At 42.3% G+C, this 26,178-nt stretch carries 26 protein-coding genes and 1 tRNA gene; 18 read left to right on the top strand and 9 right to left on the bottom strand.

Annotated features, from left to right (window positions below):
- Positions 1-80: 80 nt before the first annotated feature.
- Both L2729_RS07335 and L2729_RS07330 read right to left on the bottom strand, forming a co-directional pair.
- The gene (locus tag L2729_RS07335; protein WP_248987694.1) at positions 81-914 is read right to left on the bottom strand and encodes a CheR family methyltransferase; all 834 of its coding nucleotides are present in this window, start codon (positions 912-914) and stop codon (positions 81-83) included.
- Positions 915-1,053: 139 nt separating this feature from the next.
- Positions 1,054-1,974 carry a chemotaxis protein CheV gene (locus L2729_RS07330; protein WP_101092240.1) on the bottom strand — a complete coding sequence of 307 codons (921 nt, stop codon included), beginning with the start codon at positions 1,972-1,974 and terminating at the stop codon, positions 1,054-1,056.
- Between the two features lie 285 nt (positions 1,975-2,259).
- Between L2729_RS07330 and flgA the strand changes: the two genes are divergently transcribed.
- From flgA to L2729_RS07315, 3 genes are all read left to right on the top strand, one after another.
- On the top strand, positions 2,260-2,973 hold the full coding sequence (gene flgA / locus L2729_RS07325; protein ID WP_248987693.1) for a flagellar basal body P-ring formation chaperone FlgA: 714 nt from the start codon (positions 2,260-2,262) through the stop codon (positions 2,971-2,973).
- A gap of 76 nt (positions 2,974-3,049) precedes the next feature.
- On the top strand, positions 3,050-3,373 hold the full coding sequence (gene flgM, locus L2729_RS07320; RefSeq protein ID WP_248987692.1) for a flagellar biosynthesis anti-sigma factor FlgM: 324 nt from the start codon (positions 3,050-3,052) through the stop codon (positions 3,371-3,373).
- Positions 3,374-3,417: 44 nt separating this feature from the next.
- Complete coding sequence (locus L2729_RS07315) at positions 3,418-3,843, top strand: flagella synthesis protein FlgN (protein ID WP_248987691.1); 426 nt, start codon at positions 3,418-3,420, stop codon at positions 3,841-3,843.
- A gap of 166 nt (positions 3,844-4,009) precedes the next feature.
- Here the strand turns inward: L2729_RS07315 and L2729_RS07310 are convergent, their stop codons facing one another.
- The 3 genes from L2729_RS07310 to L2729_RS07300 form a co-directional block, all read right to left on the bottom strand.
- Complete coding sequence (locus L2729_RS07310; RefSeq protein ID WP_248987690.1) at positions 4,010-4,543, bottom strand: hypothetical protein; 534 nt, start codon at positions 4,541-4,543, stop codon at positions 4,010-4,012.
- A gap of 207 nt (positions 4,544-4,750) precedes the next feature.
- A complete protein-coding gene (locus L2729_RS07305; protein ID WP_248987689.1) occupies positions 4,751-5,206 on the bottom strand; it encodes an LPP20 family lipoprotein in 456 nt (151 codons plus the stop codon).
- Complete coding sequence (locus tag L2729_RS07300) at positions 5,207-5,836, bottom strand: FlgO family outer membrane protein (protein ID WP_248987688.1); 630 nt, start codon at positions 5,834-5,836, stop codon at positions 5,207-5,209.
- Positions 5,837-6,338: 502 nt separating this feature from the next.
- Here L2729_RS07300 and L2729_RS07295 point away from each other — a divergent pair.
- The 13 genes from L2729_RS07295 (at position 6,339) to L2729_RS07235 (ending at position 19,879) form a co-directional block, all read left to right on the top strand.
- Positions 6,339-7,505, top strand: a complete 1,167-nt coding sequence (locus tag L2729_RS07295; RefSeq protein ID WP_248987687.1) for a flagellar assembly protein FlgT — start codon at positions 6,339-6,341, stop codon at positions 7,503-7,505.
- Positions 7,506-7,588: 83 nt separating this feature from the next.
- Positions 7,589-7,664 (top strand) — tRNA-Arg (locus tag L2729_RS07290).
- A gap of 338 nt (positions 7,665-8,002) precedes the next feature.
- On the top strand, positions 8,003-9,193 hold the full coding sequence (locus tag L2729_RS07285; protein ID WP_248987686.1) for a UDP-N-acetylglucosamine 4,6-dehydratase: 1,191 nt from the start codon (positions 8,003-8,005) through the stop codon (positions 9,191-9,193).
- A 24-nt stretch (positions 9,194-9,217) separates the two neighbouring features.
- Entirely contained in the window at positions 9,218-10,381 is a 1,164-nt protein-coding gene (locus L2729_RS07280) for a LegC family aminotransferase (RefSeq protein WP_248987685.1), read from the top strand.
- Positions 10,374-11,537 (top strand): UDP-N-acetylglucosamine 2-epimerase, encoded by a 1,164-nt coding sequence (neuC, locus tag L2729_RS07275; RefSeq protein WP_248987684.1) that lies wholly within the window; start codon positions 10,374-10,376, stop codon positions 11,535-11,537. Before L2729_RS07280 ends, neuC begins: the two co-directional genes overlap by 8 nt.
- Position 11,538: 1 nt before the next feature.
- Positions 11,539-12,612, top strand: coding sequence for an N-acetylneuraminate synthase (gene neuB / locus L2729_RS07270; RefSeq protein ID WP_248987683.1), 1,074 nt, complete (start codon positions 11,539-11,541; stop codon positions 12,610-12,612).
- On the top strand, positions 12,605-13,255 hold the full coding sequence (locus L2729_RS07265; RefSeq protein ID WP_248987682.1) for an acetyltransferase: 651 nt from the start codon (positions 12,605-12,607) through the stop codon (positions 13,253-13,255). The genes neuB and L2729_RS07265 overlap by 8 nt, the downstream gene beginning before the upstream one ends.
- Complete coding sequence (locus tag L2729_RS07260; RefSeq protein ID WP_248987681.1) at positions 13,256-14,308, top strand: nucleotidyltransferase family protein; 1,053 nt, start codon at positions 13,256-13,258, stop codon at positions 14,306-14,308. It abuts the gene before it with no gap.
- A 2-nt stretch (positions 14,309-14,310) separates the two neighbouring features.
- Positions 14,311-15,291 (top strand): Gfo/Idh/MocA family protein, encoded by a 981-nt coding sequence (locus L2729_RS07255; protein ID WP_248987680.1) that lies wholly within the window; start codon positions 14,311-14,313, stop codon positions 15,289-15,291.
- Positions 15,288-15,986, top strand: coding sequence for an acylneuraminate cytidylyltransferase family protein (locus L2729_RS07250; protein WP_248987679.1), 699 nt, complete (start codon positions 15,288-15,290; stop codon positions 15,984-15,986). The genes L2729_RS07255 and L2729_RS07250 overlap by 4 nt, the downstream gene beginning before the upstream one ends.
- On the top strand, positions 15,980-16,738 hold the full coding sequence (locus L2729_RS07245) for an oxidoreductase (RefSeq protein ID WP_248987678.1): 759 nt from the start codon (positions 15,980-15,982) through the stop codon (positions 16,736-16,738). The genes L2729_RS07250 and L2729_RS07245 overlap by 7 nt, the downstream gene beginning before the upstream one ends.
- 252 nt (positions 16,739-16,990) lie before the next feature.
- Positions 16,991-17,308, top strand: a complete 318-nt coding sequence (locus tag L2729_RS07240) for an acyltransferase (RefSeq protein WP_248987677.1) — start codon at positions 16,991-16,993, stop codon at positions 17,306-17,308.
- 87 nt (positions 17,309-17,395) lie between these two features.
- Positions 17,396-19,879 (top strand): 6-hydroxymethylpterin diphosphokinase MptE-like protein, encoded by a 2,484-nt coding sequence (locus L2729_RS07235; RefSeq protein ID WP_248987676.1) that lies wholly within the window; start codon positions 17,396-17,398, stop codon positions 19,877-19,879.
- 585 nt (positions 19,880-20,464) lie between these two features.
- On the opposite strand, the gene L2729_RS21815 is transcribed toward L2729_RS07235, so the two are convergent.
- From L2729_RS21815 to L2729_RS07225, 4 genes are all read right to left on the bottom strand, one after another.
- The gene (locus L2729_RS21815; protein ID WP_428848232.1) at positions 20,465-20,614 is read right to left on the bottom strand and encodes a methyl-accepting chemotaxis protein; all 150 of its coding nucleotides are present in this window, start codon (positions 20,612-20,614) and stop codon (positions 20,465-20,467) included.
- 173 nt (positions 20,615-20,787) lie between these two features.
- Complete coding sequence (locus L2729_RS21655) at positions 20,788-20,913, bottom strand: hypothetical protein (RefSeq protein WP_283104171.1); 126 nt, start codon at positions 20,911-20,913, stop codon at positions 20,788-20,790.
- Positions 20,914-21,341: 428 nt separating this feature from the next.
- The gene (locus tag L2729_RS07230; protein ID WP_248987675.1) at positions 21,342-23,294 is read right to left on the bottom strand and encodes an FUSC family protein; all 1,953 of its coding nucleotides are present in this window, start codon (positions 23,292-23,294) and stop codon (positions 21,342-21,344) included.
- Positions 23,295-23,296: 2 nt separating this feature from the next.
- Complete coding sequence (locus tag L2729_RS07225) at positions 23,297-24,145, bottom strand: efflux RND transporter periplasmic adaptor subunit (RefSeq protein WP_248987674.1); 849 nt, start codon at positions 24,143-24,145, stop codon at positions 23,297-23,299.
- Between the two features lie 430 nt (positions 24,146-24,575).
- On the opposite strand from L2729_RS07225, the gene L2729_RS07220 reads away from it, so the two are divergent.
- The gene (locus L2729_RS07220; RefSeq protein ID WP_248987673.1) at positions 24,576-24,815 is read left to right on the top strand and encodes a hypothetical protein; all 240 of its coding nucleotides are present in this window, start codon (positions 24,576-24,578) and stop codon (positions 24,813-24,815) included.
- A 253-nt stretch (positions 24,816-25,068) separates the two neighbouring features.
- Positions 25,069-26,061, top strand: coding sequence for a putative porin (locus tag L2729_RS07215; RefSeq protein ID WP_248987672.1), 993 nt, complete (start codon positions 25,069-25,071; stop codon positions 26,059-26,061).
- Positions 26,062-26,178 lie beyond the last annotated feature (117 nt).

Below are 26,178 nucleotides of genomic sequence, written 5' to 3'. Positions count from 1 at the left end.
GCGCGATAGCGGCAGGATGATGCGGATAAACAGGGTGTCAAAAATGCGTTAATTGCACCTCAACACCCACAACAATAAGCTTAAGTTCGTTTTTGGTAATAGATGCCAGGATTACAGCGCACCATATCAAACTCATCAGACAAACCAGCAATAGACTCTGACGCACCCAAGAAAAGGATACCTTTAGGGTTCAGTGCGGCAGCAAATTGCCGCAATATTTTCCGCTTTGCCTCTGGAGAGAAATAGATCAATACATTGCGGCAAAAGATAATGTCGAACTTGCCAAGCAAGGTATAATTTTCGAGCAAGTTGTGTGCTCTAAAACTAACCAATTGCTTCACATTGTTCTTAATCACCATATTGCCCGATGGCAATGCATCAAAAAAATGACGTTTTCGTTCATCTGACAAACCACGGGCTAACGCTAAATTGTCATACTCAGCATTTTTACAGCGCTCAAGCATCGTCGGCGACAGATCCGTCGCCAATATACTCGCTCCACCGGGCAGTGTCCCAGGTTTACGCTGCTGATATTCCAGAATCGTCATGCTTAAAGAATACGGCTCTTGCCCCGACGAACAGGCAGCTGACCATATTTTTACTGGTCGACCGAGTCGGCTGTAATTGGGCAAAATGGAATTAAATAGCAACTCGAAAGGATAACGATCGCGAAACCAAAGGGTTTCGTTGGTTGTCATTGCATCGATAACTTCAGTGCGAAGTTGACGCTCTGTGGGTTTCATTGAATGCTTTACAACATCCGATAAAGAGGGAAGATTATACTTGCCCATTAGCGGCGCCAATCGACTGCGCACAAGATATTGCTTGCTGTCACCGAGCACAATACCGCTGTGCTGCTCTAAAAACAGCCTGAATTGATGGTACTCGTTTTCAGCAAGTGATTTATTCGGCACTCTGTATCCTAAATATCAATAAAACAAGTCGCATAACAGGCGCAACTTTACAACAATCGCTGGGTTATACATTAGCCATCTCGGAAACACAAGTAAGACTTGGTTTCCTCTGGCTTTGCTGTGAACTTAACCCTACGCGTTATAAACTTAAATGTTTGTTTACCGCAGCGGCTAACTCATCAGGGTTAAACTTAGCAATAAAGTCATTAGCGCCCACTTTTTGCACCATCGCCTGATTAAACACGCCACTGAGCGAAGTATGTAACACCACTTTGATGTTTCTAAGCTTAGGGTCATCACGTATTTCAGCAGTTAGGGTATAACCATCCATTTCAGGCATTTCAATATCTGAAATAATCAACGGAATTTCAGTCGACACGTCGTCGAGTTCCGCCGCTATTGCACGTAACTTTTCTAATGCTTCTTTACCATCTTTGGCAGTATCGATTTGCAGATCAAGCGAGGCTAACGCTCGAATAATCTGTTTACGGGCCACCGATGAGTCATCTATCACCATAATGTGATAATGCTTATTTCTATCGATTGTCAGCTTCTCGTCTAACTCTTTACTGATGTTGGTATTGACGGGTGAAATCTCATCTAAGATTTTCTCAACATCCAAAATCTCCACTAACTCATTATCAATCTCTGTCACGGCCGTCAAATATGAGCCACGTCCGGCGCCTTGTGGTGGCGGCATGATCGCTTCCCAGTTCATATTGATAATACGTTCAACCGAACTGACCAAGAACCCCTGCACACTGCGGTTGTACTCAGAAATGATAATAAAGCTGTTCTCAATGTTCTCAATTGGGCGGCCGCCTGTTGCAGCACTCAAATCAATCACTGAAATGGTCATGCCGCGTACATGGGCAATGCCACGCACACTAGAGTTAAGTCTAGGTAAGCTTGTTAACGGAGGGCATTGCAGCACCTCTTTTACCTTAAATACGTTAATGCCGAATCGTTGACGTCCATTAAGTTTAAATAACAATAACTCAAGTCGGTTTTGCCCAACCAATTGCGTTCGCTTATTTACTGAATCAAGAATGTTCGACATAAAATTTGCCTTGTACTTACTTTTTATCGGTTAAATCTAAAAGATTAAATTTAGGTGTAGTTAACGCTTATTTCGTTGTTCTTTCGCATCCATATTGTCAATACTGATCAATATAAACTCATCCCTACATTTAGGCATACTACTTGCTTAGTTAGCACTATCTGATTCAAACGTTGCGACATCAGTCAACTTTATGACGCCCAACGATTTAATGAGTTCGCTACCGACATTCTACAATTAACACGACTTAGGTGCATTCTAGCGAATCAAGCTAATGTATTCATTATGAAAATAAATTTTTGGTTACTTTCTACCGTACTTTATTTCCCTGTAATCGCTATTGCAGATGCCAATCAGGTTGCTAGTGTTCCCTCTTTATCGACCATTTCTCGATTAGCTATAGCGGCAGTTGAAGAAAAAATTGAAGCGCCAGAAAAAGCGAAGGTCAATATCACGCCGCAAAACCTAGATACCCGCGTCAGCTTGCCTAATTGCTTTCTGCCGATAAAAGCAGAAATAGCCAGCGATCGTGCAATAAGGCGTAACAACACAGTCAAAATAAGCTGCGACAGCCCAGACTTGAGTTACCCATGGCAAATATTTTTATCGGTAAGGGTCGATATTCTCTACCCGGTAGTGGTGGCTAAAGCCACCTTAGGCCCTGGCGATTTAATTTCACAAAGCGATGTTGCCATTGACTATGTCGAGCAAAGTACGTTGCGAGGTCAACAGTTTGACCAATTAAGCCAAGTGGTCGGTGCGCGGCTTAAACGTCGAGTCGCACCACAGCAACCTATTTTTAATAACCATCTGTGCGTCGTTTGTAAGGGCGACACTGTTTCTATCATTGCGCGGTCTCAAAACTTCGAGATAAAAACCGTCGGCGAAGCATTACATGATGGCAATTTAGGCGACAAAATTCGGATTAAGAACAGCCATTCACAGAAAACCTTAAACGCAAAAGTCATTGCGGTTGGCCAAGTTGAAGTAAGAATGTAAAATAACATTAAAGTTAACGGTTATCGCGCCGATAGCATGTGTAAGAAAGTCTCTTTATTCAATGTTGGATACCAAAATGGCTATGGATATTAAACACGTAAATAGCGCTGCTACAGCGCGCATCAACACCAGTAATGCGGGCAAAGGTTCTGCAGCACAAAGCGCGACAGCAGCGCCAGTGCAAACTGCGGTGACACAAAAAACTGACTCGGTGTCAATTACACCGCAGGCACAACAGATCCAAAATGTGCAAACTAAGATTGCCGACATGCCCGATATTGACCAAAAGAAGGTTGATGAAATTAAGGCTGCAATCGCTGAAGGTCGTTACAAAATCGATCCAGAAAAGCTTGCAACTAATATCGCAAACTTCGAGAATGAACTTAGCGATTTAAACTAATGTCTCCGCAAACTGCGGACTAAGGCATAAAAGATAAGGCCATTATGACAAATTTATCTCATCTATTGAGCTCACAACATACCGTGTTGACTGAGCTTAAAGCCGTTATTAGCCAAGAAACAAAAGCGCTACAGTCGCAAGATGCTGACACATTGTTGTCACTTGCCAGTACTAAAGCGACCTTACTTGACAGCCTAAAGCATAACGATGAGATGATAGCGACTCAGCCAGATATAAGTACATTAAAGACCGACGCCACATTATCTCAGCAAGTTAGCGAAGCAAAAGCCTTGCTAGTCGAGTGCCAACAACTCAACGCTGAGAACGAGTCTTTAATTGAATTGAGCTTAGCCAGCTTAAATCGCTTCTCTCAGGCGTTGCAGGTCAGTCGTAATTCAGCCAGCCTCACCTATGATGAAAAAGGCCGCACATCCAGTATCTCTAGCTTAGGTAATAATTTAAGTGCTTAGAAGACGGTAAAATTCGATAAATGCCAAGACGGTAGATACCAAGACGGTAATGCTAAGACGGTAATGCTAAGACGGTAATGCTAAGACGATAATGCTAAGACGGTAATGCTAAGACGGTAATGCTAAGACGGTAATGCTAAGAAGGTAGATGCTAAGAAGGTAGATGCTAAGAAGGTAGATGCCAAGACGGTAAATGCCAAGACGGTAGATGCCAAGACGGTAATGCCAAGACGGTAATGCCAAGAAGGTAGATGCCAAGAAGGTAGATGCCAAGAAGGTAGATGCCAAGAAGGTAGATGCCAAGACGGTAGATGCCAAGACGGTAGATGCCAAGACGGTAGATGCCAAGACGGTAGATGCCAAGACGGTAGATGCTAAGACGGTAATGCCAAGACGGTAATCCCAAGACGGTAATCCCAAGACGGTAATCCCAAGACGGTAATCCCAAGACGGTAATCCCAAGACGGTAATCCCAAGACGGTAATCCCAAGACGGTAATGCCAAGACGGTAATGCCAAGACGGTAATGCCAAGACGGTAATGCCAAGACGGTAATCCCAAGACGGTAATCCCAAGACGGTAATGCCAAGACGGTAATCCCAAGACGGTAATCCCAAGACGGTAATCCCAAGACGGTAATGCCAAGACGGTAATCCCAAGACGGTAATCCCAAGACGGTAATCCCAAGACGGTAATCCCAAGACGGTAATGCTAAGACGGTAATGCTAAAACAGCAAACACCTAGACAGTTGGTCTTATAAGCTCGAAAAACCTCAAAGATGAATAACTAAAGCACTTTAACGACTTCTACACTCTTTTGATCTTCCCTGCTATTCCGTCTCTGCTATTTCGTCCTTGCTCGTACCGTCCCTGCACTATCCGGCTTTAAATCGGCTTTAAATCAGCATTTAAAAATAAGTGATCTCTTTTACCTTTTGCGGACGGTTTTGCTGCTGGTACAAAGCCCAAACTTGTTCAAAGTCCAATTCCAACTCAGTGACATAATGCTCGCCTGCAGGATAACTATTGACCACTCTGGCACCACGGATCACACCAGAAACTGAAGCTTTAATGTTATCGCTCGTCAACATCCAATCGCTGACTTGGCTTGACGCTGCCAGGTGTTGTCCGTAGACCTGCTCGGCCAACTCGCGATACGCCGCAATTTTTGAAGCTTGCATCGCCATCAACACCCGTTGAGCGGGGTCGCTTGAGGGTTGATTCGCCAGCGTGGCATAACCAATAGCCGTTAATGTCGGAAAAGACTCTGGCGCTTCAGTCTCGTACTGCACATAACGGTCCTGCGCTGAGCAGCCACCTAATACAACCAGCAATAACGCCGCACATACCATAATTGCTTTCATCTACTGGCCTCCTTCAATCGTTACCGTACGTTGCCCTGCACTTTCAGACCGATACAACAAACCGTTTTCAGACACCACTTTTTGCGAGTGGGTTAACATGCCCGGCATCGCGGCAATGGGGACAAAGCTCTGCGCCACAGACACCACACGGTTATTACTCACATCAACAATGCGGCTATAGATAGCCACACCCTCTTTGTCTGGGCTCATGGTGGTCACTACTACATGCCTAACGTCGATATCAGCGGGTAACTGCTGCCAATCTCGGCTCAGGATAAACTCACCGGCGGGCGTCACTCGTAATGTTTTAGCTACGTTCATGTCGACCAAATTAAACTGATGGTCATGCAATGCCGCAATCAGTCCTTGTTGATACTGTAAACCCAATTCATTGGTGGTCGCTAAATCTGACAGCATCACTGGCGTGGCCACTAATAACGGCTCTGTGGGCTTTAAACTATCATTTTGCCTAACTAACTCGTTCACCATCTGCTGTGACAGATAGTTAATCGATGCTAAGTGCGGCAAGCCATTGCCGCTCACGAGCATCTGCTGCTCAGATGCCGCAGGCTGCATATTTTCACACCCAAACAACAGCAGTAACGGTAGCAAGATTAATGTCTTATACATCTTTTTATTCCTGTTATACAGACACAGAGATTGGCCTATTCAACCCAAAGCGCTTTGCTTTAAGTCAGTAGAACGTACTTTGCTCAAACGGCGGCCAATCGAAACTAATATGTTTATCTAAAGCTGTTATCGGCGCTCGCATCAATAACTTTATGGCTAATACTCATTGCATTCGCTATCGCTTTATTCATTTCGAATCACTCAAGTATTGCACTGCTAGTGACATCGCCTTAAAGCAGACTCGCCATTATCTCGTTGATGCACCTTGAACTGAAAAACCTGTGCCTTTCTCAATTGACGACCAGTTTAATGCAATCGCTATCTATTTAGTCTAATGGCCGTGAATCTAGTACCATCAGCAATAAAGGGCATAGATATTGCTTGTTAGAAGCCTATCGATTCAGACTGTCATTTTGTCGGCAAACCATTGCTTCCTCTTTTTGGCAAACAGTCACCTTTATAATTGCGCCTTAATGTTGGCGTAAAGACTTGGAAGATTAATATGAAACTTGGCTCATGCATCATCAAGGTTATTCTCGCTTGCTCTTTGGTTCTCACCGCGCCCGTGCAAGCAAAGTGGACCCAAGCAAGCGGCCAAGCCAAGATTGTAGACAATAACCTCGCTAAAGCCCGAGAAGATGCCATAGAGCAAGCTGTAAGCTATGCCACATTAAAAACAGGCGCACACTTTTCAAGTGAACAGACCGTCAGTAATGGTCAACTCGTGAATGACAGCTTCACCCTAAGCCGCAATGCACAAAGCCAACAGATTGAGATGGTCAGCGAGCTGGTAGAAGGCGGCTACATAACCGTTAATATTCGCATCGACATGATTGAACCGTTTGAGCAGGCTTGCCAAGCCAGCAATCTAAAAGCCTCTATTCTGGTACCGCAAGCCTCAATAAAAGACCGTTCGCAACTGAGGTACGGCAACCTAGGCTTATTCGAGCAAAACTTGTCGGAACAACTCGCTCAAGTGATTGAAGCAAACTCAAGCAGCAGCTTTACCCACCTGCACGCAAACGAGCGCTTAGATGTAGACCAGACGTTAGTGGATGTTCGCGGTTATAGGCTGCCAAGCTGGTTAGGTGAAATCACCGACAGCCAATACATACTGCTGCCAGAAATCATCGATATATCACCCGAGCCATCAACCCGTACTTTTGGCTTATGGGAAAACGACCCCATGCGAGTATTTCAGTTTAAGTTATCGCTGTTTCATGCGATTAGCGGGGAAAAGGTCTGGAGTAAGCAATACTCGAAATCTGCTGAATGGGAGTTTTCACTGCAGCAAACTGTAAACTCCAATAGCGACCAATTCTGGCGTTCTGAATATGGCGCCATGATTAGCACTGTATTGCTCGACGCTAGCCAAGATATTGACCAAGCCCTTAACTGTCGCCCGCTGTTAGGCCAAGTCGTTGCTAAGCAGGCTAATAGGATCATTCTCAACATCGGTCGCCGCAACGGTATTCGTGTCGGCGATACACTGCAATTGGTACTACAACAGAATATGCCCGACAGACTGGATAACATGCGTGCTGTAGCAGGAAAGAGCAAAGCGACTATCACTATCGACCAAGTCACTGAAGAAAGTGCCACGGCTGTGCTTAAAGGCATCAGCGCGTCACTTAATATTCAGATCAATGATCTGGCCATAAAACTCTAACCGAACAATAAACAAGCAAATGAATTCAAAGACTTTATATGCACTCTGTTCATCTGGAGTAAAACCAGTATAATCACTAACGTCTCCCTATAGCTCAACAGGATAGAGCAGTCGCCTCCTAAGCGATCGATCGGGGTTCGAGTCCCTGTGGGGAGACCATATAAATTCGACTAAATTTACATATAAAGCAAACCTAGCGCCAAATTTACGACACTATATCCTACAAAATTACTGCGATTCATTCAGAAGCCTTATCTAAATTCATTTTTTCATCAGTTTTATTTCTATAACACGTTGATAATATAACTATTATACCTTTCCGCTTTAATCTTAAAGAATAATACTTTTTGGATCGCTGTTTTGGCTCAATTATTGCTAGTCAAGTAATAGATTAAAATCATTTCTAGCTAAGAATAATATAGAATCAAAGCCATATTTATTTAAAGTATGACGACACTCTATTTGCTGTTGAAATACAAAGGTTAGTGAGAAATATTATGACAAACACCTTGAAACTGATAGGCAGAGAAAAGCCTTTGTTTTCATCCGACATTAGCGACAATGGACTAGCGCTTTTACAAGCGGTGAGTCAATCACGCTTTCTTGTGCTAGGTGGCGCAGGCTCTATTGGGCAAGCAGTCACAAAAGAGATCTTTAAACGCTCTCCTCTAAAACTGCATGTTGTCGACCTCAGTGAAAACAACTTAGCTGAACTGGTTAGAGATATAAGAAGTTCATATGGCTATATTCAAGGTGACTTTCAAACCTTTGCATTGGACATCAACTCTATCGAATATGACGCTTTGATAGCATTCGATGGTCAATATGATTATGTGTTAAACCTGTCAGCACTAAAACATGTCCGCAGTGAAAAAGACCCTTTCACTTTGATGCGTTTAGTTGATGTTAATGTGCTAAATACTGATAAAACTATTGAGCAGTCTATCGCTTCAGGTGTAAAAAAATATTTCTGTGTTTCGACGGATAAAGCAGCCAACCCTGTCAATATGATGGGCGCCTCCAAACGGATCATGGAAATGTTTTTAATGAGACGCAGCAAAGACATTAATATTTCTACCGCACGATTCGCTAATGTTGCTTTTTCTGATGGTTCATTGCTGCACAGTTTTAGGCAACGTCTCAGCAAACAACAACCAATTGTCGCTCCTAACGATATTCGTCGATATTTTGTCACGGCAAAAGAGTCAGGAGAGTTATGTTTGATGTCATGTATCTTCGGCGATAATAGAGATATTTTCTTCCCCAAATTGGATGAGTCACTTCATCTAATATCTTTTGCCGATATAGCAAAAAGATTCCTTATCGCTCAAGGCTACCAACCCATTGAATGTCAAAGTGAGGAAGAGTCAAGAACCTTAGTTAAATCACTGCCTGCATTAGGGAAGTGGCCTTGTTATTTCAGTGCTAGCGATACCTCTGGTGAAAAAGATATTGAAGAGTTCTTCACCGATAGAGAAACACTAGATATGGAACGCTTTAAAGAGCTGGGAATAATTAAAAACACGCTTCAATATGAGCAAGCATTACTTGAACAATTTACCTCTGAAATTCAATCGATGAAAAATAAAAAAGCTTGGGATAAAGCCCAATTAGTTACTCTATTTCAGCAAGTGCTACCTGAATTTGGACATAAAGAAACCGGGAAGTCCCTTGATGAAAAAATGTAACTTAACGCCATTATGGATACTCAAATGTTAAGCCAGTCGCTAATCGCTTTTATTCGGGATACTTACCAAACCAATGAGTTTATCCCTCTGCATGCACCACAGTTTACTGGCAATGAACAAGCTTACGTTGCCGATACTATCGCAAGCACTTTCGTGTCTAGTGTCGGTATATATGTCAATAAATTTGAAAGTGAGATCGAATCTTTTACTGGTTGTACAAAAGCGACAGCGACCAGCAGCGGTAGCAGCGCTCTACATACCGCACTCTATATGGCAAATGTGCAAAGTAGCAACTTAGTGATTACCCAAGCGCTTACCTTCGTGGCAACCTGTAATAGTCTTTATCACATGGGTGCAGAGCCTATTTTTGTAGATATTTCTCCAAAGAGCTTGGGGCTTTGCCCTGTCGCTACTCTGGCCTATCTTGAGCAGCATGCCTATATCAATGCTCTCGGACTGTGTGTCCATAAAAAGACCAAGCAGATTATTAAGGCCGTTTTACCTATGCATACATTTGGACACCCCGTAGAGCTAGATGAACTAAAAGCTATTTGCCTTCGTTGGAATCTTTGTTTAATTGAAGATGCAGCTGAGAGCCTTGGCTCTTATTATAAAGGCCACCATACTGGAACCTTTGGTGACTTTGCCGCACTGAGTTTTAATGGTAATAAAATTATCACCACTGGTGGCGGTGGTATGTTGCTGGCGAATAATCAAGTTAATGGTGAGCGGGCTAAACACATTACCACTACCGCCAAAGTCCCTCACCCTTATGAGTTTTATCACGATGAAGCAGGGTTTAATTACCGGATGCCAAACCTCAATGCTGCGCTTGGTTGTGCTCAGCTTGAATCGCTACCACTATTTTTGAAGCAAAAACGCAAACTTGCCGAGCATTATCGAGACTTTTTTAGTGGCAGCGATCTGCAATTTGTACAAGAGCCTGATTATGCCCGCGCTAACTACTGGTTAAATGCGGTGATCTGCCCCGATAAGCACAGCCGTGAACAGTTGCTGAAAGCCACCAACGAAGAAAACGTAATGACCCGCCCAGTGTGGCAGCTTATGCATCGTTTGCCTATGTTCAAAAATGCGATGAGAGGCCCATTAAGTCACTCTGAAATGATAGAGTCTAGACTCATCAACTTACCGAGTTCACCAACCTCAATAGGGAGCAATAATGGCTAAGAAAATAGCAGTTTTTAGCGGCACACGTGCCGACTATGGGTTACTTTATTGGCTGTTAAAATCCATTGAAGCCGATCCCGAACTGCAGTTACAGTTAATTGTTTCTGGCAGCCATTTATCACCTGAGTTTGGCGAAACCTATCAGCAAATTGAGGCTGATGGGTTTAATATCGACGAGAAAGTAGAGATCTTATTATCGTCCAACTCTGCCGTAGGCACCGCTAAAAGCATGGGGCTGGGGATGATAAGTTTTGCTGAATCGCTGAGTCGATTACAGCCAAGTGCATTAGTGGTATTAGGCGACCGTTTTGAAGCCTTAGCCATTGCCCAAACTGCAACGGTATTAACTATTCCGATAGTGCATATCCATGGCGGCGAAATTACCGAAGGCGCTTATGATGATGCCATTCGCCATGCGATCACCAAACTTAGCCACGTGCACTGCACCTCAACAGAGATCTATCGAAAGCGCGTAATTCAAATGGGTGAACAGCCAAAGCAGGTTCATAATATTGGTGCTATTGGCTTAGACCATATTCATCGCAGTACATTGTTAAGCGTTGAAGCCTTAGCCAGTTCAATTAACTTTGCGCTGACGCAGCCTTATTTTGTTGTGACCTATCATCCTGTTACGTTAGCCTCTGAACCTGCTGAAGCAACCTTTAACGCCTTGCTTGAGGCATTGAACCAGTTTCCGTCGCACCAAGTGATCCTCACTTATCCTAATGCTGACAATGGTGGCAGAGGGCTTATACCGCTATTAGAAGCTTATGCCGACCAGTCTAATGGCCGAGTATTGGCGATCCCATCGCTTGGACAGATCCGCTACCTCAGTGCGGTAAAACATGCTGCGGTAGTCATTGGTAACTCATCTAGCGGTGTTATTGAGGTTCCTTCTTTTAATGTGCCCAGTGTTGATATTGGTGAACGCCAAAAAGGCCGACTGGCTGCGAGTAGCGTGATTAATGCAAAGCCCAACACTGAGGCTATCAGTGATGCTATTGCGCAAACCTTAAACATGGGTGCCGCTTTAAAAATACAACCTGTCGATAACCCTTATCGGCAAGGTGATGCCAGTGGCAGCATAAAAGAGATTATAAAGTCGATGACAACAAGCTCGGCTAAGTCCTTCTTTGATATCGAGGTAACTGACTAAGATGCCCCTAATTATTGCTGAAGCTGGCGTTAACCATAATGGCGATGAATTATTAGCGATGGCGTTGATCAACGCTGCGCATCGTGCGGGCGCTGACATCGTCAAGTTTCAAACCTTCAACGCCAAAAGCTTAGTGACGGCAGATGCTAAACAAGCTGAGTATCAGGTGACGAATACCAATAAGGTTGAGTCACAGTTGTCGATGCTAAGTCGGCTCGAACTTAGCTATGATGCTCACCTGCGTTTAATCGCCCATTGCCATCGTCTTGGCATCGAATTTATGTCGACCGCTTTTGATTTTCAAAGCTTAGATTTTTTAGTGCAGCAACTTAAACTACCGCGGTTAAAGATTGCCTCGGGCGAGATCACCAATGCGCCCTTTATACTGGCGCACGCCCGCACTAGCTGCGAATTGATTTTATCAACGGGTATGTCAACGCTTGCGGAAGTGCAATCGGCACTGAGCGTGATTGCGTTTGGGCTGGTGTCTAACGCCAATGCACAACCCAATAATGCCGCTTTCAACGCCGCGTTTAACTCAGCTGAAGGCCAACTGGCGTTAAAAGCCAAAGTCACCCTGCTGCACTGTACCACTGAGTATCCCGCACCTTTTAATGAAATTAATTTGCGCGCCATGAGTACTCTGGCCAACGCTTTTCAATTAGCGGTTGGCTATTCGGATCACTCTCAGGGCTTAACCATTCCGATTGCAGCCACTGTACTGGGCGCTTGTGTTATCGAAAAGCATTTCACCCTCGATAACACCCTGCCCGGCCCTGACCATAAAGCGTCGTTAGAGCCTGATGAGTTGACCGATATGGTAGATGCGATTCGCGCTGTAGCATTGGCACTGGGTGATGGCATTAAGCAGCCACAAGCATCTGAGCTTAAAAATATAACCGTGGCCAGAAAGAGTTTGGTGACCAGCAAAACGATTAGTAAAGGCGAGCGCTTTTGTGCAGACAATATCGAGATAAAACGCCCTGGCACAGGCATGAGCCCACATAGGTATTGGCAGCTAATGAACTGCATCGCCGATAAAGATTACGCTGCGGGTGAGGTTATTTATGACTAAATCGATTGTGCTACTGGGTGCCGGTGGCCACGCTTGTGTGCTTGCCGACATGTTACTGCAACAACAGCGGGAAATAATCGCTGTCATTAGCCCAACGGCAAGCCCGTACCCGTTGCTTAGCAGTATTGACCTGCTCAGCAATGACAATGATGTTTTGCAGTTTGATATCGCTGAAGTTGTATTAGTCAATGGTATTGGCTCGTTACCACAAGCCAACAAAGCGGCGTTACTACGTCAGCGTCTTTTTAACGAATTTAGCCAGCTTGGTTATGAGTTTGACACGACCCTTAGCGGCTCGGCTATGGTGTCGCCCTACGCAACGCTTGAGTCTGGCGCGCAAGTGTTTAACGGCGCCATTGTACAAACCTATGCACAGATCGGCGCTAACAGCATTATTAATTCCGGCGCGATTATCGAACATGACTGCCAAATTGGTTGCCATAACCATATCGCTCCTGGTGCAACGCTCTCTGGCAGTGTGCACACTGGCAACAATGTGCACATCGGCACTGGTGCCAGCATCATTCAAGGGGTGTGCATCGGCGCGAATAGTGTGATTGCCGCGGGCGCCATTGTCACCAAAGATGTTCCTGAAAATTCAATTGTCTATGGTCAGCGTTCACACACCAAGAGTAGGTTTTAAATGAGTGATATTCTAAGCAAGGTCATCCTATCGCCGCAGCAGTCATTAAGAGACGCATTAGCGTTAATAAACTCACAAGCGCTGCAAGTGGCCCTCGTTACCGATGCGAAACTACACCTGCTTGGTGTGATCACCGATGGCGATATACGCCGTGGTTTACTGGACAATTTGTCACTCGACGCCAAGGTGACACTGGTAATGAATACTGAGCCAAGAACCGCCTCACCGATGGTGTCAAAAAAGCAATTGCTGGCGCTGATGCAACAACACAGCATTTTGGCGATACCGATCGTTAAAGATGGGATTCTGATAGATTTAGAAACCTTAAAAAGTGTCCAACAACAAACCCAATTTGAAAACCGAGTACTGATCATGGCAGGAGGCTTTGGCACACGCTTAAAGCCATTAACCGACTGTTGTCCAAAACCTATGCTAAAAGTCGGTGATAAGCCGTTACTTGAGATCGCAATCAGCAACTTTATTCAGGCTGGGTTTTCCAATTTTTATCTGTCGACGCATTATATGCCAGAGCAGATAAGGGACTACTTTGGCGACGGCAGCAAATGGAACATTAACATCACCTATCTGCATGAAGATACGCCATTAGGGACTGGCGGCGCAGTGGGCATGCTGCCTAAAGAGACACCTGCGCTACCGACAATTGTGATGAATGGCGATATCCTCACCAAGGTCGATTTTCAGCTGTTACTCAAGTTTCATGACGAAAACCAATCTGATGCCACCATGTGCGTGCGCGAGTACGACTATCAGATCCCCTACGGTGTCATTAATGGAGAAGGCAATAGGATCACACAGATGACCGAAAAACCTATTCAGCGCTTTTTTGTTAATGCGGGGATTTATGTTATCAATCCAGAGCTTATCGGTAACGTTGAGCCGAATGTGTATGTCGACATGCCAAGCTTATTAGAGAGTAAAATAGCCGATAATGGCAATGTACTTATGTATCCTATTCATGAATATTGGCTCGATATTGGCCGTATGGATGACTTTAAACAGGCGCAAGTTGATGTTTGTACCTTGGGCTTTTAAGCATGAATAACATTGCAGTTATTGGCCTTGGCAACATTGCACTGCGCCACAGAAAAAACCTAAAACACCTCTACCCTGAGGCGACAATTATTGCCGTGTCAGCCAGTGGCCGCACACCCAATATACCCGTTGAGTGCGCCGACTTTTTTTGCAATGACATTGACACCCTGTTAGGTCTTGCTCCCGACTTAGTCGTAATTGCCTCTCCTGCGTCTTGCCATTTAGCACACGCAATGATCTTTATCGAGGCTAATATTGCGGTTGTCGTCGAAAAACCATTAAGTGATAGCTTGGATGGTGCGCAGCTGTTACTGGATCTTGCCTTACAGCAGCAAAGCCCTGTCCATATCGGCTATTGCTTACGCTATTTAAGCTCGGCTATTGAGCTTAAAAAGCACTTAGGCAACAAGATTATTGGCGAGATCTACCACTGCTCAGCCAGTGTTGGCCAATACTTGCCTGACTGGCGGCCAAATAAGCATTATTCAGCATCTGTATCGGCTAATTCTCAGCTTGGTGGCGGCGCTTTATTAGAGTTAAGTCACGAGCTCGATTATCTGCAATGGTTTTTAGGGCCGTTAACCTGCCAATATGCGCAGCTCAGAACCAGCAAAGAGCTGGCCTTAGACGTTGAAGAGATTGCCGATTTAGTGCTGACCAATACCCAAGGCACTGTGTGTAACGTGCACTTAGACTTTTTGCAGAAACAACCTCAGCGTGAGTGTACCTTTATTGGCTCAACGGGGCGACTGCATTGGAACTTAATCAGTAACACACTCACCCTCTACAGCGCAGCTGAAACAAAAATACTTTATCAAGCCGCAGACTGGGACAAGAATAAGATGTATATCAATATGCTGAATGACTTCACCTCTCGCATTGCGCGCAATGACGCCAACCTAGACTCAGTCAAAGACGCCCATCAAACGCTTAGACTTATTAGCCAAATAAAACAGCAAGCAACTTGGGGGAAAGTGCAATGAAACAGTACGCATTCATCTTTGCCCGTGGTGGTTCTAAAGGGCTACCTAGAAAAAACATTAAGCCACTGTGTGGTAAACCGCTTATCGTTTTCTCCATCGAAACAGCGCTGCAAGTACCTGGCATATCTAAGGTCTTTATTTCCACCGACGATGCAGAGATTGCTGACATCGGCGCGCGCGCTGGCGCAGAGATCATCCATCGACCTGCGGAGTTAGCCCGTGACGACTCGCAAGAATGGTTAGCATGGCAACATGCAGTTAAATGGGTCACTGAACGCTACGGCGAGTTTAACCAGTTTGTTAGCTTGCCCGCCACCAGTCCACTGCGAAGTGTGGCGGATGTCGAGGCGGCAATCACTAAACTGCAAGACAGCGGCGCTGATATCTGTATCTCTACGACACCTGCAAACCGCAGCCCCTATTTCAACATGGTAAAAGAGACAGCATCCGGCGGCGTAGAGCTTGTCAACAAGAGTGCATCAGGCGTGTTTCGCCGCCAAGATGCCCCTACGATTTACGATATCACCACCGTGGTTTATGCGGTAAAACCCGCCTACATCTTGCAGCAAACCGCACTCTTCGCAGGTGATGTGGTACACACTATTGTGCCAAAAGAGCGCGCCATCGACATTGATGATATCTATGACTTTAAACTTGCAGAAGCAGTATTGAGTACCCCTGGAGCCTTATGTTAGAAAATACAACCATTTTAGTCACAGGTGCAGGCGGGCTGTTGGGCTCGCAAGTGACGGCGGCCATTCTGGCGCAAGGCGCTCAAGTCATCGCCACCGACCTGAATTTAGCTGCAATGTCAGCTCGGTTAGCACCACTCACCAACATTGATGAGCCATCGTTGTCATTGGTTGAACTGGATTCAACCGATGAACAAGCGATGCAGCAATTTTTTGTGCAACAACAAAAAATTTGCGGCGCGGTAAACTGCACCTACCCCAGAAACAAACAGTATGGCGCCCATTTCTTAGACGTGAGTTTAGCGAGCTTTAATGACAATCTATCGCTGCACTTAGGTTCTTCGTTTTTGTTTATCCAACAATGTGCAGCCCAGTTTATCAAACAGCAGTCTCCACTGTCTGTTGTTAACATATCGTCGATCTACGGCGTTTGTGCGCCGAAGTTCTCTATCTATGAAAAAACTCCGATGACGATGCCAGTAGAGTATGCCGCAATTAAATCAGCACTGTTGCACCTCGGAAAATATGCGACCTCTTATGTTAAAGACAGTCGCTTTAGAGTCAATAGTGTCAGCCCTGGCGGTATTCTTGATGGCCAGCCTGAAGCCTTTATAGCTGCCTATAGAGAGAAAACTCATGGGCAAGGCATGCTGTCGCCAAAGGATATCAATGGCGCTATCGTGTTTTTGTTATCAGCGCAGGCACAATATGTCACTGGGCAAAATATTGTCATTGATGACGGATTTACACTTTAAATTATGTTTAAGAAAATACGCTACTGGCTAACCGCCAAACGCCTTGGCCCAGATATTCCGCTAACACACCCGCTATTGCATTCTCAGCGTTTAGGGGCAAAGTTATGCCGCCGAAAGTTTGCCCACTTTGGCACCAACAGCACTATGAGACCAGGAAGTTACGCCATAAGTACCGATCGAATAAGCATTGGGGATAGCGTAGTCATAAGACCGGCCACGATGTTATTTGCATCTCCGCACGGGGAAAATATAGTGAATATTACAATTGAAGACTTTGTCTCCATCGGCTCCGGAGTGCATATATATACATCCAATCATGAGTTTAGTGATACTACTCGGCCAATTTTCGAACAAGGTCATAGGGAAGTGCAGCCCGTTGTTGTTGAAAAGGGGGCTTGGATTGGAGCTAATGCAATTATTCTCCCCGGTGTTACCGTCGGCATGAATAGCGTTGTGGGTGCAGGCAGTGTAGTCACCAAAGATGTAGTGGCTTTTACTGTAGTCGCAGGCCAACCTTCAAGAGTTATAAAACAGCTAAAACAATACCGTTACCCTGTCACAATAGTGTGATTATTACATCTTATAAATTAGAAAAAATAGTGCTTTCCCGACAAATAATTGGCCATGAACGGTTGTGAAATACATAACGAGGAAGATATGCAGTTAGCTGAATCCAATATTCAAAATACTTTTTCAATTAGCCCTTTTAATGAGTATTACTTACCTAGTGTTAATAGGAATATGTTTGAAAACATTGACTCTAAAACTCAATTCAACAAACGCTTTAAAGCAGATTTCAACTTGGAAGACAAGTTAAATATCGTTGTTGGTATGGATTCTGGTTTATTGGTTAATTACCTTCTAGATCAAGGTATCCCTAACGGTAGTATCTTTATTTTCATTGAACTCAACGCCGTCATTGACTTATTAAAAATCGATATCCCTAAGGATCTTAGAGACAAACTATTTGTTTGTACACTAGAGGAATTCCAGCAAAACATCCCTTCCGATACGTATTCGCTTTATATATTAAAAAGTGCTTTCAAGCATCACCGGAGTATAGCGGCTACCAATAGCCACCTTCCTGAATACAGTATTTTAAACACAGAAGTTATTAGAATACTTGAGGCTGAATATACTGTTCTTAAATTAAATTCTTCAAGAAAAAAATACTACGAAGAACAATTTAGAAATATATCTGAAAACATCTCCCCTGCATCATTGTTGAACAATCTTTTTAACGGTCAAAGCTGCCTAATTATCGCAGGTGGCCCTTCGTTAGATGAAAGTATTGGATGGATAAAAAACAATTACAACAACCTAATTTTAATAGCTGTTTCACGTGTTGCGGGAAAATTACTCCAAGAGGGAATAATTCCTCATATCATTGTCTCTGTAGACCCCTTTGATTTCAGCTTTGAAGTCAACCGAGACATGATGCAGTTAGCCCCTGTTAGTTTATTCGTTAACTCATATCACGTCAATTCTAGGCTGCTTGGACAATGGCAAGGTAAAAGCCTGTTTATGGATAATAAATATCCATGGCAAATAGAGCCAACTGATAATGTATCAACAAGAGGCCCTACAGTAACAAATGCCTCTGTCCATTTAGCAACCAAGATGGGGTTTTCACAAATTCTACTCACTGGAGTGGACTTATGCTTTAGCGATAACGGCCACACACACGCGAAAAACTCCGTTGAGGCTAAAATAGGGCCCAATCTAGGGATTATGGGTGAATGGATTGAAACCTATTCTGGGAAAAAAGCCGAAACAGTTATCCCACTAAAAATGGCAATCGAGGCTCTTGCCCAAGAAGCCGAAAATAGCCCAAGTATTGACTTTATAAACTTATCCTCCAATGCTGCCAAAGTCCCTTTTATATACTACAAAAAGACCAGCGACATCAAACTCAAGCTAATAAACTGTTCGCCAAAGCAGTTGCTTGACTTGATTCCCACTCTAAGTAATAGTGCGAGAAAGAATGATATTTTAACATCAAGAAAGGGATGTCAAGAATTATCTAACACGCTAGAAAAAATTATAAAACTTGCAAAAACTGCAAAAAATATTAATTCAAAAATTCAAAATAAATCTAGACACAATGCTGAACACAGCAAAAGATTAGATCAAATCGAACAGCAAATTAATCATAAATATGCTCACACAGCTAAGCTAATTAAAACTTATGGTTTAGCCGAATTTTCAACATTCCTGACAACCAAAAAAACGGTTGACTGGGATGAACCCCATATGCGCCTGATGACTAGAAAGTACTATGAAGCATTTATTAATGTCAGCGAACGGTTAAACTTACTAACTAAAGAAACGCTACGAAGGTTAAATCACAGACTCTCCGAAATAACAGTCAATACTAACTTTAGTGATTTAGCTCATTATTGGAGGAAAGAGCAACAGCATGGCCGTGTCAATATTTGGCTAAAAAATCATCCTCACTGGGAAAGATATTATGACAATGCTCTGCAAATCGAAGAGACACAGCAACTATTGACGAACCTGTTGGCGGAATATGCTGAGCAACTCACTATTATGCCTAAACTGTACATAGATACCGTAAAAAAATCAGCCTCTATGCATAATGTATTTGAAAAAATCATGGTACTGATCCGCGATGAAAGTTACGACGGTCTAGTGAAAATGGCAAAAAACCTCAGACTACAAGCAGCAAATGATGATTATGTAAAAGTACTTTATCATCTTGCTTTTTGTCATCAATTACGATTAGAAGGTAATGATGTAGAGGCCTTAGACACTTTACTAGCTTTGAAGGTAGAGTTGCGAACCGAAATTATTTTAAAGCAGATTTGCACTCTAGCACTGAAGTTAAGTCAAATTGATCTTGCACAGAGCGCTTTGGATAGCTTATGTCAATTCAGTGATGACTACACTCCTCAGCATGCGCATATATTAAGGCTACAGGGTAAATACCAAGAATCGCTTAATCTATATCTGGATTATCTAGAAAAGTACCCAGAAGATGTATCAGTTTGGCTAAAGCTAGGTATTTTCATGATAAAAGTCGAAGAGTTAGACAGTGCCAAAGCGACTTTTCAGCGGGTTCTAGAAATTGACCCTAGCAATCAAGTAGCACTGCTACATCTTAATAAACTCACATTGTAGATAAAGCCGTCATAGTAAGGGGACTCACGCTATTTCAAATGATAATAGTGATTCCTTTTAGTTTTCGCAATTGATTGTATTCAATAATCATCTTAACTATTATTCTTGAATACTTGTATGGATAGAGCTGTTAATAATAGCCAAACCTATCGATAATGTGTCTTCAATACGTTAACTTTTTATCTTAAACTGCGCTGTAAGCGAGTTGAGTTGTGGTGACAACTGTTCACTGGTGGCTGCAACTTGCTCAGCACTGGCGGCGCTTTGTAATCCAGTGTCATTAATCGCAGTGATGTTTCGGCTTATCTCTTGCGTTACTAACGATTACTGCACCGTTGCGGTGGCAATCTGTTTAGCGTTGGCTGGAATGCGCTACATCTCTTCGATCGCGAGGATAATTGACTCTTACAGAGCCCTGCCGTCTTGATCGTCTTTTATGTCTACTCATTACTATGCTTCATTATTGTGATCGCATTTTCAGCTCTAGCTGCTCAATCATCTTTTCGATGTCCACCGTTGACAACTGAGTTTTTTTAACGAATTACCAACCTCATGGGCGACGACGGCAAAGCCTCAGCCCTGATTTCAAGCTCTGACGACTTCAATCGCGACCATGAGCGCTAACAAATTAGTTTGCTCTGATATGCCTCTAATCACCTCTAGAATATAGCCTATGACCTGACTCTTTGATTCAATCTCAGCAATAACCTCGGTAGTCTTTCTTAATTCTTCGATCAGAACATGTGCATCATTAATTGTATTTGCAACACTGCCACTAGCATGCGATGAAGTTTCAGCGGCCTTTTCGGTAATTTTGCCACCAATCCTGCGTTTGTAGAGACACTTTCAATTATCTCCGTCATTTCGTAAATGGCTAAAAACACACCTTAGATACTTGCTTACTACTCTTACAGACTGATATTGGCTTGTAAACAGATACTGCGGATTTGTTCTGCTGTACTCGACAGTTCAATAGTCGCGTGGCTCAAGGTGGTTATCATTTTCGTCAAGTTCTTACTCATCGCTATCGTCATTCCAAAACGCCATATGACCTAAATCAAACGAACCTTATTACTGCTTACTGATCGATAACCTCTCAGTCGCCTAGCGATAGCTATCTCTTGCTCTGTATCTAATTCGCAAGCAATACCGGATATCAGCAAACAAACTTGCGTCAGTTTAAGCATTGATGAATACCATTACACACTCACCAGCAGTCAAGAGTGAGTAAGCCTTAAGCCAGGAAACCGATAGTCATTAGCTAGAAGCGCATGTAAACAGAACAGGGCCACAATTATTAGATGAGCTAATGACACGATTCAGAGACATTGTGTGTTTAGGGGGGAGCGTTATTAGAATCCATTGTTGAGTACGTTAATGGTCTATTATATTGATTAAGTTAAAAATTTAGCTAACTTGAACCTCTGCAATTATAGTTATCAATAAATGACTAGCCTTCAAATTAATCATCTGCCGTGGCATCCAAACTCGCCGGTTCAGTCAAAAAATCAGTAGCCGAATTTAACCAGTACCAGCCTAATAACAATTCTATATTTTCCTCTGACTTCGCTTCATAACGGATCATTTCTTGTTTCGAAAACTCCCTCACGACACTCTGTAGCTCAATATAGTCGCTATTTTTATACATTTTAATCCACTTTTTAAATTGAACACCTAAATCGTCATCGGGTTGTAGAATAAGTAATTTATCACTGGTACGTACAAGCTCATTTAAAAAAATCACTTTCTTTAACTCAGGGCTAAATTCACCATCCATATCAATATACGGTAAATAAGCAAAGAGTATCCCTCTTTCTAAGGCACTATTGTCATCATTAATACACCTGATGATTTTCCTCTCTGCGGCTTTTATAGCACGAGTTTCAATATAGATTGGAGAAGAAGGTTTAATCAATGAAAAGAACACTAATGGGACAAACATACCGACAAATGTACTCATAACAACATTTAAATATTTTAAAAAATCGTAACTAGGAATATTATTAACACTTATGTAACTTGTCCAAAAGAACAAGAAAAACATCATGATAATCTTTAATTTTGGATCTTTAAAAAAAACGTAACTTGCAATATACATATAAGATGAAAACAAAATAAAGATGACTAATGGACTATCAATTTGTGGCATCAAAAAATACTGAGTGACAAAACCTAACAATATTACATAAAGAGTCCCTTTCGCTTGAAGGATGATAGTGTAAGATGCTGGCATAGGTATGGTAGGTAGCATTACAGCAAGGATTGATGCATTTAACAGAGCATTAAAACCATAATCCCAGTTAGTACCTATCACAAAAGCAAAGAGTGTCAGTAAAACAAATAGAGTTCTAATACCATTATTTAACCCTTTTACAAAACTACCAGGTTCAAATGTTGGCAATCTATCAATCGTATTACTTCTTTTAACTGAGTTCCCATTAACAAGCTCATAATATTGATTAAGTATCAACTCTATTTGATTTAAAAGAAGTCTCCAGTTTTGACTTGTTTGTTGTATCTTTAAAGGTTGAATAAATTTAAGACTAAATGGTCTATCATGATCTATGTTATTCACTTGTTCGATAAAATCATCAGTGAAAAGTGACATATCAATGTCTTTATTTCGACATAAACGATATAAAAGTGCAGAGTCGAATACTAAATCAATGAGGTCAAAAAATGAATAATCTTCAGTTTGTTTTTTATCAAAGAAAGGGTCCAAGGCCATCACTTTTTTTAAATCAACGTACGCCTTTAACGACTTAGCATAGGATTTAAAAAATGCAGCGGTGCCACCAGTAGATGAATCCGTTACAGAAGATAATATAAAAGCTCTTATTTCATCTGTTTTTCCTGATATCAATCCTTCAAGGTGTTTACCCGTAGATTCATGGGGAAATATAACAATGGCCATTTCACAACAAATAATACTAATGAAAATAGCGCTACCACGAGATTGAGCCAAACTAAATATTTGAAATTCAGATAAATTATTAAGTGCAGGAAAGGAAATAATGGCAATGGTTAAACCAACAACCGCCCACATATAGGCCATGTAGCCATTTGCGACGGTGGAAAGAAAAGAACATAACGATAAAATAAAAATCAATATGAATATAAAAACATTGGCGTCGCTGATAAAAAAGGGGGCTATCGTGACGACTAAAATACAACCAATCGCAGTCCCGATCATTCGTGATACCAACTTAGAGATAAAGTCTCCACTTGAAGGCATCAATGCAATAATCGCAGCAGACATCATTGCGGTATTTGGTGGAACATTTAACCTCATGGAGATAACCCACGATAGCATAATGCTCACTGTGACTCTTAGCGCTGTTAACGCTATTTTTTTATCCAACCAATACGTTTTCTGCCCAAGCATCGCTGTATTTTGACTTTCATTTTTACTCATGATTAATCCAATATTTCAACTGAACAAGTCGTACCATGTATTAATTGTGTATCTGACAAATCATCTGTAATTTTTATGCGAACAGGGATACGTTGGGATAACCGAACCCATGGTATCGTCTGTGTGACATTAGGTATTAACCCTGAATCATTTGCACTATTATCTTGAACGGCATGCCCTATGCTTTCAACTACGCCTTTGAACGGCGGTAATCCCGATAAAGGTGTGATCAACACTTCTCGTCCAACGATTACGTTCGGGAGCTTTATCTCTTCAAAATAACCCAGAACATAGAATGACTTTGTTTCTACTAACGCAACTAAAGGCTCATTGACGCTAACGTAGTTGCCTAATCGTTGATTGAGATTGGTGATAAACCCCTCTTCTGGCGCATAAATCTTAACGCGAGAGAGGTTTAATTTTGCTTGTTCTAGCATGGATTTACTTACATCTAATGCCGCTTTATTTTGTTCAACAGCCAAAATATCTGATGTTACCTCTTCAGCAGAGATCAAATTTTCGGGTAATTTCGTATCACGCTTTTCGATGTTTAATGCTTGATTTAACTGCGCCTGCGAAACTTTTACATTACTAAGTGCTTCATTGAGGGCATTTTGGTAATCACGCTTATCAATCTCAAACAGTAATGTACCTTTTTGAACTTTTTGGTTGTCCTTCACATGAATTTTAACTATGCGACCGGAAATGTCTGCTGTAATTTGAGTGATTTCAGATTTAACTTTTCCGTCGCGTGTCCACGCCGAGTGCATGTAGCTTTGCCATACATAACTTCCTGATACAGTAGCTAAAATAATGGCGATGATGGGGATCAATATATTAATAATTCGCATCTGATTTTAGTTCCTGTTGCTAACGTAATAAAAAGTAACTTATATTAACCAGCGTAATTAATACGCAAATATCGCAAAGATATGGATGAACAATACTACTGCTGTAAAGATATGATGAGTACGTCCTGCGGAACAGTAACCACACCGAAAACCCAAACACAAAGAATCTGGCATAAGGTGGAAAATAATAACCGCTTAGAATGACCCAATCAGACATACTCTAGTCCCCTCTTCTATTACTTATCTTTAGTTAGCAAAGAACAATTAAGCTTTCAATACTAACTAAAGTCATGAAAAAATACGCTTAATATACATTTCAGTAGCCTAACAATAGTCCACTGCTTATGTTCTTGGAATATTATTTGAATGAGTAAAACATAGTTTTTCAAGCGTTAAATTGACCGCAGATAACAACAAACCAGGACCCTTGATGAGCAATAATCATTCTGTTCTAGTCCATCTGGATACCTTGGTTTTAGATAATAGAACCATCAATCGAAGTGAGCATGAATACGGCAAGACAGTACCGAACTTTTGGTGCTTAATATTAGAAATATGCCAGATATCGAGTAGTGGCTCTTTGGCACCTGTAGTGATAAATCCAACAGGAGTCTCGCAGGTTAACGCTGTTGACAATGAAGGCTACCCAAGCCCAATAGAACAGATTTAAGCTCACACTCTTGGGGTCTCGGCATCTAAAACTGGTGTTTGTTCAACAAGATCCTCTTACGCCTATCTTTTAATAAATTCTTATAAATAAGCTTGAATATTAGGCGTTTACATTAGAGTCATTATTCAGGTATATTATCCATGACAAGGAAGCTGTCATTTCGTTAAAAGGATTTTAATAATATAAGAGGTGACACCTCTTGATGCTTTATTTTATCCAGCTTCCTTGATAATAATTTAAACAAGGAAGTCATATGAACAAGAAAACCCTATCTCTTGCAGTACTATTAGCGCTTGTCGCTACGTCTGCCAACGCAAACGATAACTCGAGCAATACTTATCAGCATGAAGCCAATGTTACTTTTGGTAGCCACACGGATAATTTTGATAACGGACTCTGGAGCTTAGATTATCGTTTTTACTTTAGCCCTGTCGATACTGATAATGGTCCCTACGCACTCAATGGTTTTCTAGCACAAGAATCTAATCTTGGCGCACAATACACTCAAATTAGCACACTCGATGACAGTGCACTTTATCGTATCGACGGCACTTATGTGATCGATTCAAACTGGTTTGTCGCCGCCAATTACAGCGAAGTCGACTTAGACGACCAAGGGGCGCAAATTATCTCTCTTGCGGATGATATCTCTGAATATGGGTTTAGCTTAGGCTACTATTTCAATCAAACGTCTGAATTTTCACTGTCCTATCAAACTAGCTCAGCATCTGGCAGTAGCTCTTTTGACAATGATATCTACTCCCACTCAGCGAGTTCAGAATCCGACAATAAAAAATACTCTGCTCAAGTACATAGTTTTGTTCCATTAGCATCATTTTCAGGCTTGGATTTTCTCGCCAAATGGAGTTATATCGACAGCAGCAATGATTACATTAGCCAAGTGATTAATAACAAAGGTACTAGCAACTATAACCAGAACTCTCAAGTAGATAGCAACATAGTGAACTTAACGGCTGATTGGTACATTACAAAGTCATGGTCTGTTGGCGCTGGTTATTTATGGGGTCAATATGATGCCGAGAATAAGTTCACCTCTACTGATGGTGATTATCATCAATACAGTATTGATGACAGTAACAGCTCCTACTCTATTTCAACCGCATATTGGTGGCAGATCTCTCAACTCTTTGCCGCTAAATTAAGCGCAGCAAAACAGTTTGGTTTAGATGGGGACAACACCCCCGATGGTTTTGCGATTGGTGCCTCTATAAACGGCCGCTTTTAATCCCAGTGACATCCCACCAACATTGCTAAGTTAGCGGGATGTCTTTTGAACCAGCATGCTATTCACTCCTACTCCTTACTTAGCATTTCGAATAACCTGAGCTGTAGCTCTGCCTGT

Source organism: Shewanella gelidimarina (assembly GCF_023283945.1).
GTDB classification, from domain to species: Bacteria; Pseudomonadota; Gammaproteobacteria; order Enterobacterales; family Shewanellaceae; genus Shewanella; species Shewanella gelidimarina.
Note: the sequence above shows the minus strand (reverse complement) of the source record. Positions and strands in the feature narration are given on the sequence as shown.